Origin of the sequence: Sandarakinorhabdus oryzae (assembly GCF_009733735.1) — a bacterium.
GTDB lineage: Bacteria > Pseudomonadota > Alphaproteobacteria > Sphingomonadales > Sphingomonadaceae > Sandarakinorhabdus > Sandarakinorhabdus oryzae.
The window spans coordinates 22321-35679 of sequence record NZ_WNJP01000012.1; the positions used below are offsets into that span (position 1 = coordinate 22321).

The 13359-nt window shown below is 66.5% G+C and carries 14 protein-coding genes; 7 read left to right on the forward strand and 7 right to left on the reverse strand.

Annotated features, from left to right (window positions below):
- Positions 1-39: 39 nt before the first annotated feature.
- From GJ693_RS02510 to GJ693_RS02525, 4 genes are all read left to right on the forward strand, one after another.
- A complete protein-coding gene (locus tag GJ693_RS02510; RefSeq protein WP_156254756.1) occupies positions 40-1572 on the forward strand; it encodes an acyl-CoA carboxylase subunit beta in 1533 nt (510 codons plus the stop codon).
- A gap of 12 nt (positions 1573-1584) precedes the next feature.
- On the forward strand, positions 1585-2052 hold the full coding sequence (locus GJ693_RS02515; RefSeq protein WP_156254773.1) for a DUF2269 family protein: 468 nt from the start codon (positions 1585-1587) through the stop codon (positions 2050-2052).
- A gap of 111 nt (positions 2053-2163) precedes the next feature.
- Positions 2164-2475 carry a UrcA family protein gene (locus GJ693_RS02520; protein ID WP_156254757.1) on the forward strand — a complete coding sequence of 104 codons (312 nt, stop codon included), beginning with the start codon at positions 2164-2166 and terminating at the stop codon, positions 2473-2475.
- A 590-nt stretch (positions 2476-3065) separates the two neighbouring features.
- A complete protein-coding gene (locus GJ693_RS02525; protein WP_156254758.1) occupies positions 3066-5072 on the forward strand; it encodes an acetyl-CoA carboxylase biotin carboxylase subunit in 2007 nt (668 codons plus the stop codon).
- A gap of 108 nt (positions 5073-5180) precedes the next feature.
- On the opposite strand, the gene GJ693_RS02530 is transcribed toward GJ693_RS02525, so the two are convergent.
- Entirely contained in the window at positions 5181-5723 is a 543-nt protein-coding gene (locus tag GJ693_RS02530) for a methylated-DNA--[protein]-cysteine S-methyltransferase (protein ID WP_235902572.1), read from the reverse strand.
- A gap of 66 nt (positions 5724-5789) precedes the next feature.
- Positions 5790-7277, reverse strand: a complete 1488-nt coding sequence (locus GJ693_RS02535) for a Do family serine endopeptidase (RefSeq protein ID WP_156254759.1) — start codon at positions 7275-7277, stop codon at positions 5790-5792.
- 75 nt (positions 7278-7352) lie between these two features.
- On the opposite strand from GJ693_RS02535, the gene GJ693_RS02540 reads away from it, so the two are divergent.
- Positions 7353-7979 carry a glutathione S-transferase family protein gene (locus GJ693_RS02540; RefSeq protein WP_156254760.1) on the forward strand — a complete coding sequence of 209 codons (627 nt, stop codon included), beginning with the start codon at positions 7353-7355 and terminating at the stop codon, positions 7977-7979.
- Here GJ693_RS02540 and GJ693_RS02545 read toward each other — a convergent pair.
- Genes GJ693_RS02545 through GJ693_RS02565 form a run of 5 tightly spaced genes read right to left on the reverse strand, consistent with a single transcriptional unit; the run spans position 7976 to position 11214 of the window.
- A complete protein-coding gene (locus GJ693_RS02545; protein ID WP_156254761.1) occupies positions 7976-8275 on the reverse strand; it encodes a DUF952 domain-containing protein in 300 nt (99 codons plus the stop codon). The genes GJ693_RS02540 and GJ693_RS02545 overlap by 4 nt on opposite strands.
- Positions 8272-9189 (reverse strand): peptidylprolyl isomerase, encoded by a 918-nt coding sequence (locus tag GJ693_RS02550; RefSeq protein ID WP_156254762.1) that lies wholly within the window; start codon positions 9187-9189, stop codon positions 8272-8274. Before GJ693_RS02550 ends, GJ693_RS02545 begins: the two co-directional genes overlap by 4 nt.
- Positions 9189-9551, reverse strand: a complete 363-nt coding sequence (msrB, locus tag GJ693_RS02555; protein ID WP_156254763.1) for a peptide-methionine (R)-S-oxide reductase MsrB — start codon at positions 9549-9551, stop codon at positions 9189-9191. Before msrB ends, GJ693_RS02550 begins: the two co-directional genes overlap by 1 nt.
- Positions 9551-10018 carry a Holliday junction resolvase RuvX gene (ruvX, locus tag GJ693_RS02560; protein ID WP_156254775.1) on the reverse strand — a complete coding sequence of 156 codons (468 nt, stop codon included), beginning with the start codon at positions 10016-10018 and terminating at the stop codon, positions 9551-9553. The genes msrB and ruvX overlap by 1 nt, the downstream gene beginning before the upstream one ends.
- Entirely contained in the window at positions 10015-11214 is a 1200-nt protein-coding gene (locus GJ693_RS02565; protein ID WP_328598812.1) for a DUF3089 domain-containing protein, read from the reverse strand. Before GJ693_RS02565 ends, ruvX begins: the two co-directional genes overlap by 4 nt.
- A 129-nt stretch (positions 11215-11343) precedes the next feature.
- Here GJ693_RS02565 and GJ693_RS02570 point away from each other — a divergent pair, with 129 nt between their 5' ends.
- Both GJ693_RS02570 and GJ693_RS02575 read left to right on the forward strand, forming a co-directional pair.
- Positions 11344-12033 (forward strand): response regulator transcription factor, encoded by a 690-nt coding sequence (locus GJ693_RS02570; RefSeq protein WP_156254764.1) that lies wholly within the window; start codon positions 11344-11346, stop codon positions 12031-12033.
- Positions 12033-13359, forward strand: a 1327-nt coding sequence (locus GJ693_RS02575; RefSeq protein ID WP_156254765.1) for a sensor histidine kinase, incomplete at its 3' end; no start/stop codon positions are given. The genes GJ693_RS02570 and GJ693_RS02575, both read left to right, overlap by 1 nt.

Genomic DNA, 13359 nt, shown 5'->3' on the forward strand with positions numbered 1-13359 from the left:
AGGGGGATGGGCAACGCCGCCCTTGGGGGAGAGCCACCCATGCTGAAGCAACTGGAAGAACTCGAACGTCGCCGCGCTGCCGCCCGCATGGGTGGCGGGGAAAAGCGCATCGCCGCCCAGCATGCCAAGGGCCGGCTCACGGCGCGCGAGCGGCTCGATATCCTGCTCGATCCCGGCAGCTTCGAAGAGCTCGACATGTATGTCGAACACAACTGCACCGATTTCGGCATGCAGGACACGGTCATTCCCGGTGACGGCGTGGTGACCGGCAGCGGCACCATCAACGGCCGGCTGGTGTTCGTCTTCTCCCAGGATTTCACCGTGTTCGGCGGCTCGCTGTCGGAACGCCACGCCCAGAAGATCTGCAAGGTCATGGACATGGCCATGAAGGTTGGCGCGCCGGTGATCGGCCTCAACGATTCAGGCGGCGCGCGCATCCAGGAAGGCGTCGCGTCGCTGGGCGGTTATGCCGAAGTGTTTCAGCGCAATGTGCTGGCCTCGGGCGTGGTGCCGCAGATCAGCCTGATCATGGGCCCGTGCGCCGGCGGCGCTGTGTACAGCCCGGCGATGACCGACTTCATCTTCATGGTGAAGGATTCAAGCTACATGTTCGTCACCGGCCCCGACGTGGTGAAGACGGTGACCAACGAAGTGGTCACCCAGGAGGAACTGGGCGGCGCCATCACCCACAGCACCAAATCCGGCGTGGCCGACCTGGCGCTGGAGGATGACATCGACGCGCTGCTGCGCACCCGCCAGTTCTTCGATTTCCTGCCCCTCAACAACCGCGAGGACGCGCCGTTCCGGCCGACCAGCGATGATCCGCTGCGGGTGGACAACAGCCTGGACACGCTGATCCCCGACAGCGCCGCCAAGCCCTATGACATGCACGAGCTGATCCAGAAGGTCGCCGACGACGGTGAATTCTTCGAGCTGCAGCCCGGCCATGCCGGCAACATCATCATCGGTTTCGCCCGCATCGAAGGCCACACGGTGGGCATCGTCGCCAACCAGCCGATGGTGCTGGCCGGCTGCCTTGACATCAATGCCAGCAAGAAGGCCGGGCGTTTCGTGCGCTTCTGCGACGCCTTCAACATCCCGATCGTGACGTTCGTCGATGTGCCCGGCTTCCTGCCTGGCGTGGCGCAGGAATATGGCGGCATCATCAAGCATGGCGCCAAACTGCTGTTCGCCTATGCCGAAGCCACCGTGCCAAAAATCACTGTCATCACCCGCAAGGCCTATGGCGGCGCCTATGACGTGATGGCCTCCAAGCATTTGCGCGGCGACCTGAACTATGCCTGGCCCACCGCCGAAATCGCCGTGATGGGCGCCAAGGGCGCGGTGGAGATCATCTTCCGCCAGGACATCGGCGACAAGGAGAAGATCGCGGCGCGCACGGCCGAATATGAGGCCCGCTTTGCCAACCCGTTCGTGGCGGCATCGAAGGGCTTCATCGATGAAGTGATCATGCCGCATTCGACGCGGCGGCGGATTGCGCTGGGGCTGCGCAAGTTGCGCAACAAGACCTTGGAAAATCCTTGGAAAAAGCATGACAATATCCCCCTCTGAACAGGGGGCGTGATGCCCGACACCTATCTCGTCTGGAAATTCCTGCACATCACCGGGGTGGTGATGCTGATGGGCAACATCACCGTCACCGCGATATGGAAATATTTCGCCGATCGTGACGGCCGGCCGGCGGTGCTGGCCTTTGCCCAGAAATTGATCACCTACACCGATTGGTCGATGACGGTGTGGGGTGTCATCCTCACCATGATCGGCGGCTATGGCCTTGCGATTGAAGGCGGATTCGATTTGTTCGGTGGCTGGCTGCTGTGGGCCCAGGTCTGTTTCTTCGCGGCCGGGCTGATCTGGATGGGGCTGATCGTGCCGATCCAGATCAAGGCCGCCCGCCTGGCCCGCGAATTCGACGATGCGCCTGTGCCTGATGCCTATAAAGCCTTGTCCAGAAAGTGGATTTTCTGGGGCCTCATTTCCACAGTGCCGCTGCTGGCGGCGCTGTGGCTGATGATCGCCCAGCCAGGATGACGGTCTTGTTACGGCAAAATGACGTATCAATGACAGTTTGATGACATTCTTGTTGCATTGACGTGACAATCGCCGCATCATGCCTCCATCAAGTGTTATGGGAGGTTCGAGATGCGCGTGATGATGGCTCTGGTTGTTGCAGCGACTCTGGCGGTGCCGGCTGTGGCGGCGGAACGCGGTTATGAACAATCGCAGGTGCGGGTGCAGATCGCCGATCTCGATCTCGCCACCGCCGCTGGCCAGCGCGCGCTCGAAAAGCGGATGTCGGTGGCGATGGTGCGCCTGTGCGGTATGCCGGTGATGTTCAGCCGCGATGAGCTCGCCGATCTCGATGCCTGCCGCGCCGACGCGATGAAGGCCGCTGCGCCGCAGCTCGAAGCCGCCCGCGCACAGCGTGCAGTTGCCGTCGCCTCAACCCGCTGACACCAGGTTTCTGGTCTGAACCCGAAAGGGCCGGTGCCATGCGCCGGCCCTTTTGCTTTGGGGTCTGAGCTCAATAAATCCAACTGCCGGCATGGGCTGGAGAAGCAACATGGCTAGGCGCGGGCGCGCAGGCGGGGCTTCGCCCCCCGGCAAGCGACCGCAACGACGCCATATTGTCTCTCCAGCCCACCCGGAGGGCGAAGCCATGAGGGCCGATGGCGCGCTCGCTCGATTGCCGGGTAGCGCTGCTACCCGGCTGCACTCGCTCACTCCCATCGGCCCTCATGGCTTCGTGACGGCGTTTGGACTCATTGAGTTCAGACCCAGAGGGAAGCCGGCGCCGCCCTGCGGGGGAGAGCGGGCAGCGCCGGCCGGGAACGATGCGCTGGCGGCCGGGGTGGGGGAAGAGGCCAGCCGCGCATGTCGAAACTGCATCGGGGGGCAGATTTCGATGTCACCGTGATGCCCCAGACGGCCACGTGTGGGAAACAAAGCCTCTTTGTCGCGGTCATCGCCAAAATCGATATGTTGCATGGCCGCGCCGCACCGCTATGGAGCAGGCAGGACCTTGTCACCGAAAGGCGTGCGTCTTGTTCAAGAAGATCCTGATTGCCAACCGTGGTGAAATTGCCTGCCGGGTCATCCGCACGGCGCGGGCGATGGGCATCAAGACGGTGGCGGTCTATTCCGATGCCGACGCCCAGGCGCTGCATGTGCGCGAAGCGGATGAAGCGGTGCACATCGGCCCATCCCCGGCGGCCGAATCCTATCTGATTGCAGACAAGATCATCGCCGCCTGCAAGGCCACCGGCGCCGAAGCCGTTCACCCCGGTTATGGCTTCCTGTCGGAACGCGCCAGCTTCGTCGAAGCGCTGTCAGCCGCCGGCATCGCCTTCATCGGGCCGCCAGCCGGCGCCATCGCCGCCATGGGCGACAAGATCGAATCCAAGCGCCGCGCCAAGGCCGCCGGGGTGAGCGTGGTTCCCGGCTTCGTCGGTGAGATCAACGGCACCGATCATGCGGTCGAGATTGCCAATGGCATCGGCTACCCGGTGATGATGAAGGCCAGTGCCGGTGGTGGCGGCAAAGGCATGCGCCTGGCCTGGAGCGAAGCCGACGTGCGCGAAGGCTTTGACTCGGTCCGCCGCGAAGCGCTCGCCAGCTTCGGCGATGACCGCGTGTTCATCGAGAAGTTCGTCGAACAGCCGCGCCACATCGAGATCCAGCTGATTGGCGATCAACAGGGCAATATCATCTATTTGAACGAACGCGACTGCTCGATCCAGCGCCGCCACCAGAAGGTCGTCGAAGAAGCTCCCTCCCCGTTCGTCACGCCGGAAATGCGCAAGGCAATGGGCGAACAGGCCGTCGCCCTGGCGCGCAACGTCGGCTATTTCAGCGCCGGCACGGTGGAGTTCATCGCCGGCGCCGATCGCAGCTTCTACTTCCTCGAAATGAACACCCGCCTGCAGGTGGAGCATCCGGTCACCGAGTGCATCACCGGCCTCGACCTGGTCGAGCTGATGATCCGCGTCGCTGCCGGCGAGCAACTGCCCTTCAGCCAGGCCGATGTGCAGCTGAATGGCCACGCCATCGAAACCCGCATCTATGCCGAAGACCCGTATCGCGGCTTCCTGCCCTCCATCGGCCGCCTGTCGCGCTGCCAGCCGCCGGAAGCCGGGCACGACGAGGAAGGCCGCCTGGTCCGCATCGATACCGGCGTCGTCGAAGGCGCTGAAATCTCGATGTTCTATGATCCGATGATCGCCAAGCTGATCACCTGGGGCCCGACCCGCGATGCCGCCATCGCCGCGCAAGGCCAGGCGCTGGATCGCTATCTGATCAAGGGCATCAATCACAACATCGATTTCCTGTCGGCGATCATGCAGCACGGCCGATTCCAGGCCGGCAGCAACGTCACCACCGGCTTCATCGCCGAGGAATATCCCGACGGCTTCCACGGCGCCCCGGTCGCGCCCGAAACCCGTGATGCGCTGATCGCCGCTGCCGCCATCATCCAGGCCGAGACGGTTGCGCGCGAGCAGCTGATCGACGGGCAATTGTCGGGCGACGGCGCCATCTATGGCATCAACTGGGTCGTCGAACTCGATGGCGAGCAGGTGCCGGTGGAAGTGACCGGCGAGGCCGGCAGCCATGAAGTGCTGATCGATGGCCGTGATCTGGTCGTGCAATCGGGCTGGCGCGTGGGAGACAGCCTGTTCACCGGCACCATCAACGCCGCACCCGTTGCCATCGGCGTCGCCCGGAAGGGCAGCTTCACGCTGCTCACCACCCGCGGCGCCAGCCACAAGGCCCGCGTGCTCACCCCGCGCGCCGCCGAACTCGCCCGCTTCATGATCCCCAAGGTGCCGCCCGACCTGAGCAAATATCTGCTCTGCCCGATGCCGGGCCTGGTCGTCTCCATCGCGGTGGCCGAAGGCGACAAGGTCGAAGCCGGCCAGCCGCTGGCGACGGTGGAAGCCATGAAGATGGAGAACATCCTGCGCGCCGAAAAGGCCGGCACGGTGGCGAAACTGCTGGCCAAGCCGGGGGATAGCCTGGCCGTGGATGCGGTAATCATGGAATTCGAAGGCTGAGCCTCAGCCGGCCAGCACCGCAAGTGATGACCGACAGGGGCGGCGCGGCAAGGGGATGTCAGTGGTCGGCGTGGCCCAGCGCTGCTATGGCCGGGCGTTGAGGCCCTTTCAGGCCAGCAGCGGGGCCAACGCCCCTTCATGCCTGAGCAGCCAGGCCTTGCGTTCCACGCCGCCGGCATAGCCGGTCAATGCGCCGCTGGTGCCGATCACCCGGTGGCAGGGCACGACGATGCCGATCGGATTGGCGCCGTTGGCCAGGCCGACAGCGCGGCTGGCGGACGGCTGGCCGATGGCGGCGGCGAGCTGGCCATAGCTGCGGGTTTCTCCGGCCGGAATCTGGCGCAGGGCGGCCCAGACGCGGCGCTGGAAGGTGCTGCCGATGCCGGCCACCGGCACGGCATCAAGCGCGGCCATGTCGCCGGCGAAATAGGCGGTGACGGCGGCGCTGAGTGCGGCAGGGGCCGGCCCTTCGGTCAGCGTGGCGCCCCGGTGGTGGCGGACGAACAGGCGGTGCAACCGCTCGGCATAGTCGGCGAAATCCAGCGCGTGCAGCGTGCCGTCGGCAGCGGTGATGGCAAGCAGATCGGCCAGCGGACTGGACAGGCGGGAGAGGGTGAACATGGCGTGTCTCTTCATCGGAAGGGCTGTCATGCCCTGCAACTACACGCCTTCACCCTCTGTCGCTGGCGGAAATCCGCCATCATGTCCGGCAGGTGATCAGCTGCGGCAGGACAGGCCACCCAGATTGTTGACCCCACATTCGGCGCGCTGGTCACCCACGGCAAAGCGCACCAGCAGTGCGCCCGCCCCCGACAGGCGCACGACATCGGCCACCGATCGGACCGGCTGGCCGCCCAGCGTTTCGATCAGCGCGCCGGGGCGCAGGAACTGCGCGGCCGGGGCGCCCTGGTCGATCGCCACCACCACCACGCCTTGTTCGGGCAGGCCCGCACCCAATTCCTGGGCATAGGCCGGGGACAGGTTGGCCACGGTCACGCCGGTCAGGATCGAGCGGCCAGCGATGCGGGTGATGGTGCGCGGCGGATTTTCGGGCGGCGGCGCAAGCGTCACCGGCACCTGGGTGTTGGCGCCGTTCCGCCACAATTGCACGGACAGCGTCTTGCCCACGCCTTCAGTGGCAAGGCTGTACCGCAGCTGGCCGCCATTGGCGACTTCCTTGCCATCAACACTGCGCAGCACATCGCCGGGCTTGATGCCGGCGCGCGCACCGGGGCTGCCCGGCACCACCGCCGTCACCAGCAGGCCGCCCGGCCGGTCGAGACCGAGCTGCTTGGCCGTATCGGCGGTCAACGCCTCACCTTCGACGCCGATCCAGCCCGAAACCAGCTTGCCCTTTTCGGCCGCATTCAGGAACACGCGCACCATCTTCGACGGAATGGCAAAGCCGATGCCGTTCGATCCGCCATCGCGGCTGTAGATCGCCGTGGGCACGCCGATCAGCCGCCCGCGCGCATCGAGCAGCGCACCGCCCGAATTGCCGGGATTGATCGCGGCATCGGTCTGGATGAAGAACTGCCAATCCGAAACACCGATGCCGGTGCGGGCCAGGGCCGAAACGATGCCGGTCGTCACCGTCTGGCCGACGCCGAACGGGTTGCCGATGGCCACCGTGACGTCGCCCACTTCCACCCGGTCACTGTCGGCCATGCGGATCACCGGCAGCACGGCACCGCCGGTATCCACCTTCAGCAACGCCAGGTCGAGGCGCGGATCGGCAAACAGCACCCTGGCCTTGAACTCGCGACGGTCAGCGAGCGCGACCAGGATCTGGTCGGCGCCATCGACGACGTGGTTGTTGGTGATGATCAGGCCATCGGCGCCAACGATGACGCCCGATCCCAATGATTGCGAGACGCGCGGCTGCACGGGGGCACCGCCAAAGAATTGCTGGATGAAGGCTTCATTGGCGCTGCGCGGGCGGCGATCGACCTTGGCGGTATAGACGTTGACGACGGCCGGCGCGGCGGCCTTGACCACCGGGGCAAAGCTCAGGGCGACCTGGCCGGCGGCCGGCACGGCACGCGGCACGTCGGTCGTGTCCATCGGCGGAATCTGGGCCGCCACATGCCCGGTGTCGGAAATGCGGGCGACACCCACCGCCAGGCCGACGCCGGCCAGCAGCCCGAGCGCGACACCACCGGCCAGTTTCAGCTTTTCGACCATGGAGAAGACAATCCTGTTCATTATGCCGAGATTGCTGGGCGAAGTTTAAGCAGTCATGAATATGGGAGCCATTTCGGCTTTGCGAAGGGGGGCGAGATGAAACTCTGGCACTGCCGCGATGCGCGCAGCTTCCGGCCGCTGTGGGCGCTCGAAGAACTCGGCCTGCCCTATGAGCTGGTGCTGCTGCCCTTCCCGCCGCGCTGGATGGAGCCGGGCTGGCTCGACATCAACCCGCTCGGCACCATCCCCTTTTTCACCGATGGTGACGTGCAGATGACCGAGAGCGCTGCCATCTGCCAGTATCTGGCGGAACGCTATGGGCGGGATGGGGCGGGCCGCCTGCATGTGCTGCCGGATGACTCGCGCTATGGCGCCTATCTCAACTTCCTGCACCAGTCCGACGCGACGCTCACCTTTCCGCAGACTTTGGTGTTCCGCTATGCCGTGCTGGAAAAGCCGGAAAACCGCATCCCCAAGGTTGCCGAGGATTACAAGCGCTGGTTCCTGGCCCGCACGGTCTGGGCCGAACGCACATTGTCGGATGGGCGGCCATGGCTGTGCGGCGATGATTTCACCATGGCCGATATCGCGGTCGCCTATGCGCTGCTGTTTGCCGGCAATCTCGGCCACCTGGGCGAAGTTGGCCCACATCTCCTGTCATTCTGGGAGCGAGCCCAAGCCCGCGACGGCTTCCAGCGCGCCAAGGCGGCGCAGCGGGGCTAGGCCGGCTTCACGGCCACCACCTCGTCCAGCCTGAGCGGCCGATAGAGGTGTGGGAACAATTGCCCGCCACGGCTTTCCTCCCACTTCAGGTCCGCTGCCAGCGCATCGGCATCGACCGTCAACGCCACCACGCCCGCCTCTGCGGCAAACCACTTCGCCAGCGTGCCCGGCGCCTGTCCGGGCGTTGAAAGATGGATGAAACCATCGCGCAAATCGTCAGGCGACCCGGCAAAGACGCCGTCCGCCTGGAACTGCAACCATTCGCTGGCGCGCAGCAGCTTGATGATCGGGGTCATCTTGCCTCTCGAACCGGCACCTTCAGCGTGCACAGATCGGCGGCGCCGGCCGGGCGGACGAAGAAGCCGGTGCGGTTGGCGCGGGCCTGCACCACGGCAGCAAAGCTGGGCGAGGCCGTGTCCATCATCTGCCAGCGTGGGAAACCGGGGATCTGGCTGGCGAGCCGGACCTGGGTGATCTTCACCCGGCTGCTCTCGTCCTTGTAGAAGCCCAGCGCCTCGGTGCCGCGCGGCAGGGCAGCGTGCGGCTCGATACCGGCGAGCACGCGGCCGACATTGGCGATGTTGCGATCAAGATGGCGCGGGCCGTGGCCAATCACCGTGTAAAGTTCGGCGCCGTCGCCGGTGTCGGGCGGCATGTCGCGGCCGACACCCACCGTGCCGTAACAATGCGCCAGCCAGGCGGTGCCGGCCTTGGCGTCGCGCGCCGCCTGCCAGCCGGAAATCCAGCCGGCTTCGGCATATGTGTCCTTGTACGGCGACGGCGTGAAGGCGAGGCCCCTGGCGCTGCGCTCATATTCCGCCGGCAGCCGCTCAGGCCGCACACGTTGTTCGCGCACATCCGGCGGCTGGCTCACCACCGCCTTGCCGTCCAGCGGTTTCGCCGCCCACTGCACGACATAATTGTCCTGCACGCGCACAATGCGGCCATCATCGAAGCGGCCGGCCTTCACCAGCGCCTTGATCGCGGCGACGTGCTGCGGCGCGAATTGCGGGGCGAGCTGCACCACCATGCGGCCCACCGCGGTGTCCATCACCATGATGTCATCCGGGTCGATCGCCAACCAGTGCGCGGCCGGAGACGCGTCGATGATCTGGTCAGCCGACGTGTTGGCCAGCGCCGCAGGGACTTGGGGTGGCGGCGCCTGCGCCATCAGCAGCGGCGCGGCGAGCGGGGGAAGCAATTTCTTCATCAGGCTTCATCCGCCACGAAATCGAGTGCCAGGCCGTTGATGCAGTGCCGCAGCCCAGTCGGCGGCGGACCGTCCGGAAACACATGGCCCAGGTGTCCGCCACAGCCGGCGCAATGGACTTCGGTACGGATCATGCCGTGGCTCACGTCGGTCTTGGTCCCGACCGCGCCTTCCACCGCATCCCAGAAGCTCGGCCAGCCGGAGCCGGAGTTGTATTTCGTGCTCGAATGATAGAGCAGCGCACCGCAGCCGGCGCAGTGATAATCGCCGCTGCGCTTTTCATCATTCAGCGGCGAGGTGAACGGCCGCTCGGTGGCATGTTCGAACAGCACGGCGCGGGCTTCGGGACTAAGGCAGCTCATCAGACTCTCCAGCGTGCTAACGCATCAATCGCGCCTTGCAGGATATAGCTCGCGGCCAGCCTGTCCACCCGTTCCGCCCGCCGCGCGCGCGACAGATCCTCGGCGATCATGGCGCGCTCCACCGCGGCGGTGGACCAGCGTTCATCCCACAGCAGCACCGGCAGGCCGAGCACGGCGACATTGCGCGCAAAGGCCCGCACCGATTGGGTGCGCGACGAGTCCGTGCCGTCCATGTTGAGCGGCAGGCCGATCACCAGGCCCCGCAACCGCTCCTTGTCCACCCAGGCCTTGAGTTCGGCGAGGTCGGCCGCAAATTTGCTGCGCGCGATGGTGTGGGCCGGGCTGGCAAAGCTCCAGCTGGCGTCGCAGGTGGCGAGCCCGATGGTCTTGGTGCCCACGTCCAGCCCGCCCAGCCGGCCACCGTCAGGCAGCACGGCCGCATAGTCCGGCGCCGAGGCCGTGATCAGCGTTCCGCCTTCCATGCCGCCACCCGCGCTGCCGCATCCAGCCGCACCGCCTGCCAGAACAGGGGATAATCGAAAACGTGGAAATTGTTGCCCGGCAGCACGAACGCCGGATAGCCGCTGGGCGCCTCGCCGATCAGCAGCAGTCCGCGCGGATCGCATTTGGCGGGCACACCCGGCGTCACCAACTGGCCGGCGGTGAGCGTGGCCGAAGGCACCAGGCTGCCCGGGTTGGCGCTGGCCGGCGCCGCATCGCCGACGCTGCCGGTCAGGGGATTGCTGCACAGCATGGCGGTGCCGGCACGGGGCCGGCCGGCCATGCCAGTGCCCTGGTAATAAATGTCGATGATCGCCTGCGCGTCGGCCGGTTCGGCAAAGCTCTGCCAGCTGAGCAGACAGCGCGCCTGATCACGGCGCTCGCACGCTGGCAGGCCCAATGCGGGCAGATCGGCGGTGATCGACACCGGCCAGCCGACGGCATAGGCGGCGACAATGCGGGCGGCGAGCGGCCGGCCGGCGATCTCCTCCTTCAACAGGCGCAGCAGGTGCAGCGCACCCTGGCTGTGGCCGGCCAGGATGATCGGGCTGCCCGGCGGCTGCTTGTCCAGAAAGCGGCGGAAGGCAACGAGCACATCGCCATAGGCGAGGTCTTGTGCGGCTTGCGCCTTCGCCCGCGTCTCCGGCGTGTCGGCCAGGAAACTGCCCAGCACTGCCTGCCGGTAATGCGGGGCCCACAGCGGCCCGGCATCGGCCAGCGCGCTGGCTTCGGTGCGCAGGAAGCCGGCCAGGCGCGTCGCGGTCAGGCCATCGGCGGAATTCCCGTTCCAGTGGCGGTTGTCGAGCGCGGCCGTCGGCGGAATGAAGAACACCGCCACGTCGCCCTTGGGCTGCGCTGGCGCGCCCTGTGGCCGCCAGGCGGTGGGATCATTGGCCATGCCGGGCATCGCCGCCCAGCCTGAGGCCTTGTAATAATCGGGCGCCACCCCGGCGGCCGTCGCCTCATAGTCGCCCGACGGCACCAAGGCCGCGCTCAGTAGCCGGTTGCCGGCCAAGCGCCAGGCAAAGCCAAGGATGATGACGGTGATGATGGCGATGGCGACCAGCCACAGGAACAGCCGCGGCAGGCGCGCTGGCCGCTCGACCCGGCGCGGCCGGGCGGGCTCGGGCGGTGGTGCATCGTCGGGCAGTTGGTCAGACACGCAGGGCCAGTCTCGTCATTTGATGGTCGCCGCTGACTAGCAGCGCTCTCGCTGCACTGCGAAGAAAAACGCGCGTCGCCGGGGTCACCCCCTTGAGTTTTCGTATTTGAGCGGCATAAAGTCACAGCTATGAGCAGCATCCTGTGCGTCGAAGATGACGCCACCATGGCCGAACATATCGCGCAGGGTCTGCGGGAAGCCGGCTATCATGTCGATGTGGCTGGGAACGGGGCGCTGGGGCTGGAGCTGGCCATGGCCGGCCATTATGCCGCCATCGTGCTGGATCGCATGCTGCCTGAACTCGATGGGCTCACCCTGCTGGCCCGCCTGCGCGAAGCCGGCAACCGCACGCCGGTGGTGATGCTGTCCGCCCTGGCCAGCCTGGATGAACGCGTGCGCGGCCTGCGCGCCGGCTCCGACGATTATCTCACCAAGCCGTTCGAGCTGGCCGAACTGCTGGCCCGCCTGGAAGCGGTGCAGCGCCGCGGCCCGCCCACCGGCGAAGTCACCCGCCTGGTCGAAGGCGAGCTTGAGCTCGATCTGCTTGCCCGCCGCGTGTTCTGGGGCGGCAAGCGCATCGATCTGCAGCCGCGCGAATTTCGCCTGCTCGAATATCTTGTCCGCCACCGCGGCCAGGTCGTCACCCGCTCCATGCTGCTGGAAGGCGTGTGGGATTATCATTTCGATCCCGGCACCAACGTCATCGACGTGCATGTCAGCCGCCTGCGCAAGAAGCTGGATGAAGGCGGCGCCGGCAACATCGTGCAGACCGTGCGCGGCACCGGCTATCGCGTCGGCGGCGAAACCGTCACGGCCTGATGCCCCGGCTGGGGCAGTCCAGCTGGAGACCATCCGGCTTTCGCCTGCTGTTTGCCCAGTTCCTGCCGCGCACCACCACGGCGCGGATCAGCCTCGTGCTGTTCCTCGTGCTGGTCGCCGGATCGGCGCTGCTGCTGCTGCTGCTGGAACGCGCCACCCAGAGCCAGCTCGACGCCGAAGGCCGCGCCCGCATCACCGCCATTGCCGATGCCGCCGAACAGGCCTGGCGCCGCAAGGGCATCGAAGCCGGCGTCACTATCCTTGATGGCGAACTGGCGGTGCCGGGGCCGCTGGTGATCCACCTCGCCAGCAGCGACGGCACGCTGCTGCTCGGCAATCTGGCGCGCTGGCCGGCCAAGGTGCCCACCGATCGACGCTTTTACCGGGTGCCGGCGATGCACGCCGAACATGGCGATATCGAACCCTATGTGGTGACGGCGCGTGCGCTGCCCGATGGCTATCGCCTGCTGGTCGGCCGCAGCCTGGAAGCCGAAGTGCAGTTGCAGTCCACGCTCACCACCATGCTGCTGGCGGCACTGCCACTGGCGGCGCTGCTGGCCTGGCTGACCAGCCGGCTGATCACCCGCATCATCGCCGATCGCGCCCGCGGCATCGCCAGCGTGGTGGGCGAGGTGACCGCCGGCAAGCTGCATGCCCGCGTGGACCTGCCGCCTGGCCCGCCGGCCGACGCCTTCGATGCCATGGGCCAGGCCTTCAACATCATGCTGGCGCGCATTGAGGGCCTGCTCGATGAACTGCGTGCCGTCACCGACGGGCTGGCGCATGATCTGCGCTCGCCGCTCACCCGGCTGAAGGCGCGCATCGAGAAGCTGAAACAGGGCAGCGTCGTCGATGCCGCCGATCTCGATGCGGTGTCGGCCGAGGCGCAGTCCCTGCTCGCCATGCTCGACAACAGCCTGGAGATCAGCCGCGCCGAAGCCGGCATCGGCCGTGACCGGTTTGAAGAGGTCGATCTGTCGAAGATGGTGGAAGATCTTGCCGACATGTACGAGCCACTGGCCGAAGATGGCGGCGTGGAACTGAAGGTGCGGCCCAACCTGTCACGGGTGATGGCCCACGCCCATCGCCAGTTGCTGGGCCGGGCGCTGGCCAATCTGATCGACAATGCGCTGCGCTATGGCGCGCAAGGGCATGTGATTGAACTGGCCGCCGAAATGACCGACCATGGTGCGCGGCTGGTGGTGGGCGATCATGGCCCTGGCATCCCGCCGAGCCAACGCCGCGAAGCCTTGCGCCGCTTTGGCCGGCTTGATGCGGCGCGCGGGGCGCAGAAGGGCCGGGGCGGCCGCCGCGTCCAGGGCGCCG

Bases quoted from the DNA above. Each gene is read 5' to 3' on its own strand.
- GJ693_RS02545 (WP_156254761.1), bottom strand. From the start codon at position 8,275: ATGACCCCGATCATCAAGCTGCTGCGCGCCAGCGAATGGTTGCAGTTC.
- msrB (WP_156254763.1), bottom strand. From the start codon at position 9,551: ATGAGCTGCCTTAGTCCCGAAGCCCGCGCCGTGCTGTTCGAACATGCC.
- GJ693_RS02530 (WP_235902572.1), bottom strand. From the start codon at position 5,723: ATGACAGCCCTTCCGATGAAGAGACACGCCATGTTCACCCTCTCCCGC.
- GJ693_RS02535 (WP_156254759.1), bottom strand. From the start codon at position 7,277: ATGAACAGGATTGTCTTCTCCATGGTCGAAAAGCTGAAACTGGCCGGT.
- GJ693_RS02550 (WP_156254762.1), bottom strand. From the start codon at position 9,189: ATGAAGAAATTGCTTCCCCCGCTCGCCGCGCCGCTGCTGATGGCGCAG.
- GJ693_RS02570 (WP_156254764.1), top strand. From the start codon at position 11,344: ATGAGCAGCATCCTGTGCGTCGAAGATGACGCCACCATGGCCGAACAT.
- GJ693_RS02540 (WP_156254760.1), top strand. From the start codon at position 7,353: ATGAAACTCTGGCACTGCCGCGATGCGCGCAGCTTCCGGCCGCTGTGG.
- GJ693_RS02520 (WP_156254757.1), top strand. From the start codon at position 2,164: ATGCGCGTGATGATGGCTCTGGTTGTTGCAGCGACTCTGGCGGTGCCG.
- GJ693_RS02515 (WP_156254773.1), top strand. From the start codon at position 1,585: ATGCCCGACACCTATCTCGTCTGGAAATTCCTGCACATCACCGGGGTG.
- GJ693_RS02510 (WP_156254756.1), top strand. From the start codon at position 40: ATGCTGAAGCAACTGGAAGAACTCGAACGTCGCCGCGCTGCCGCCCGC.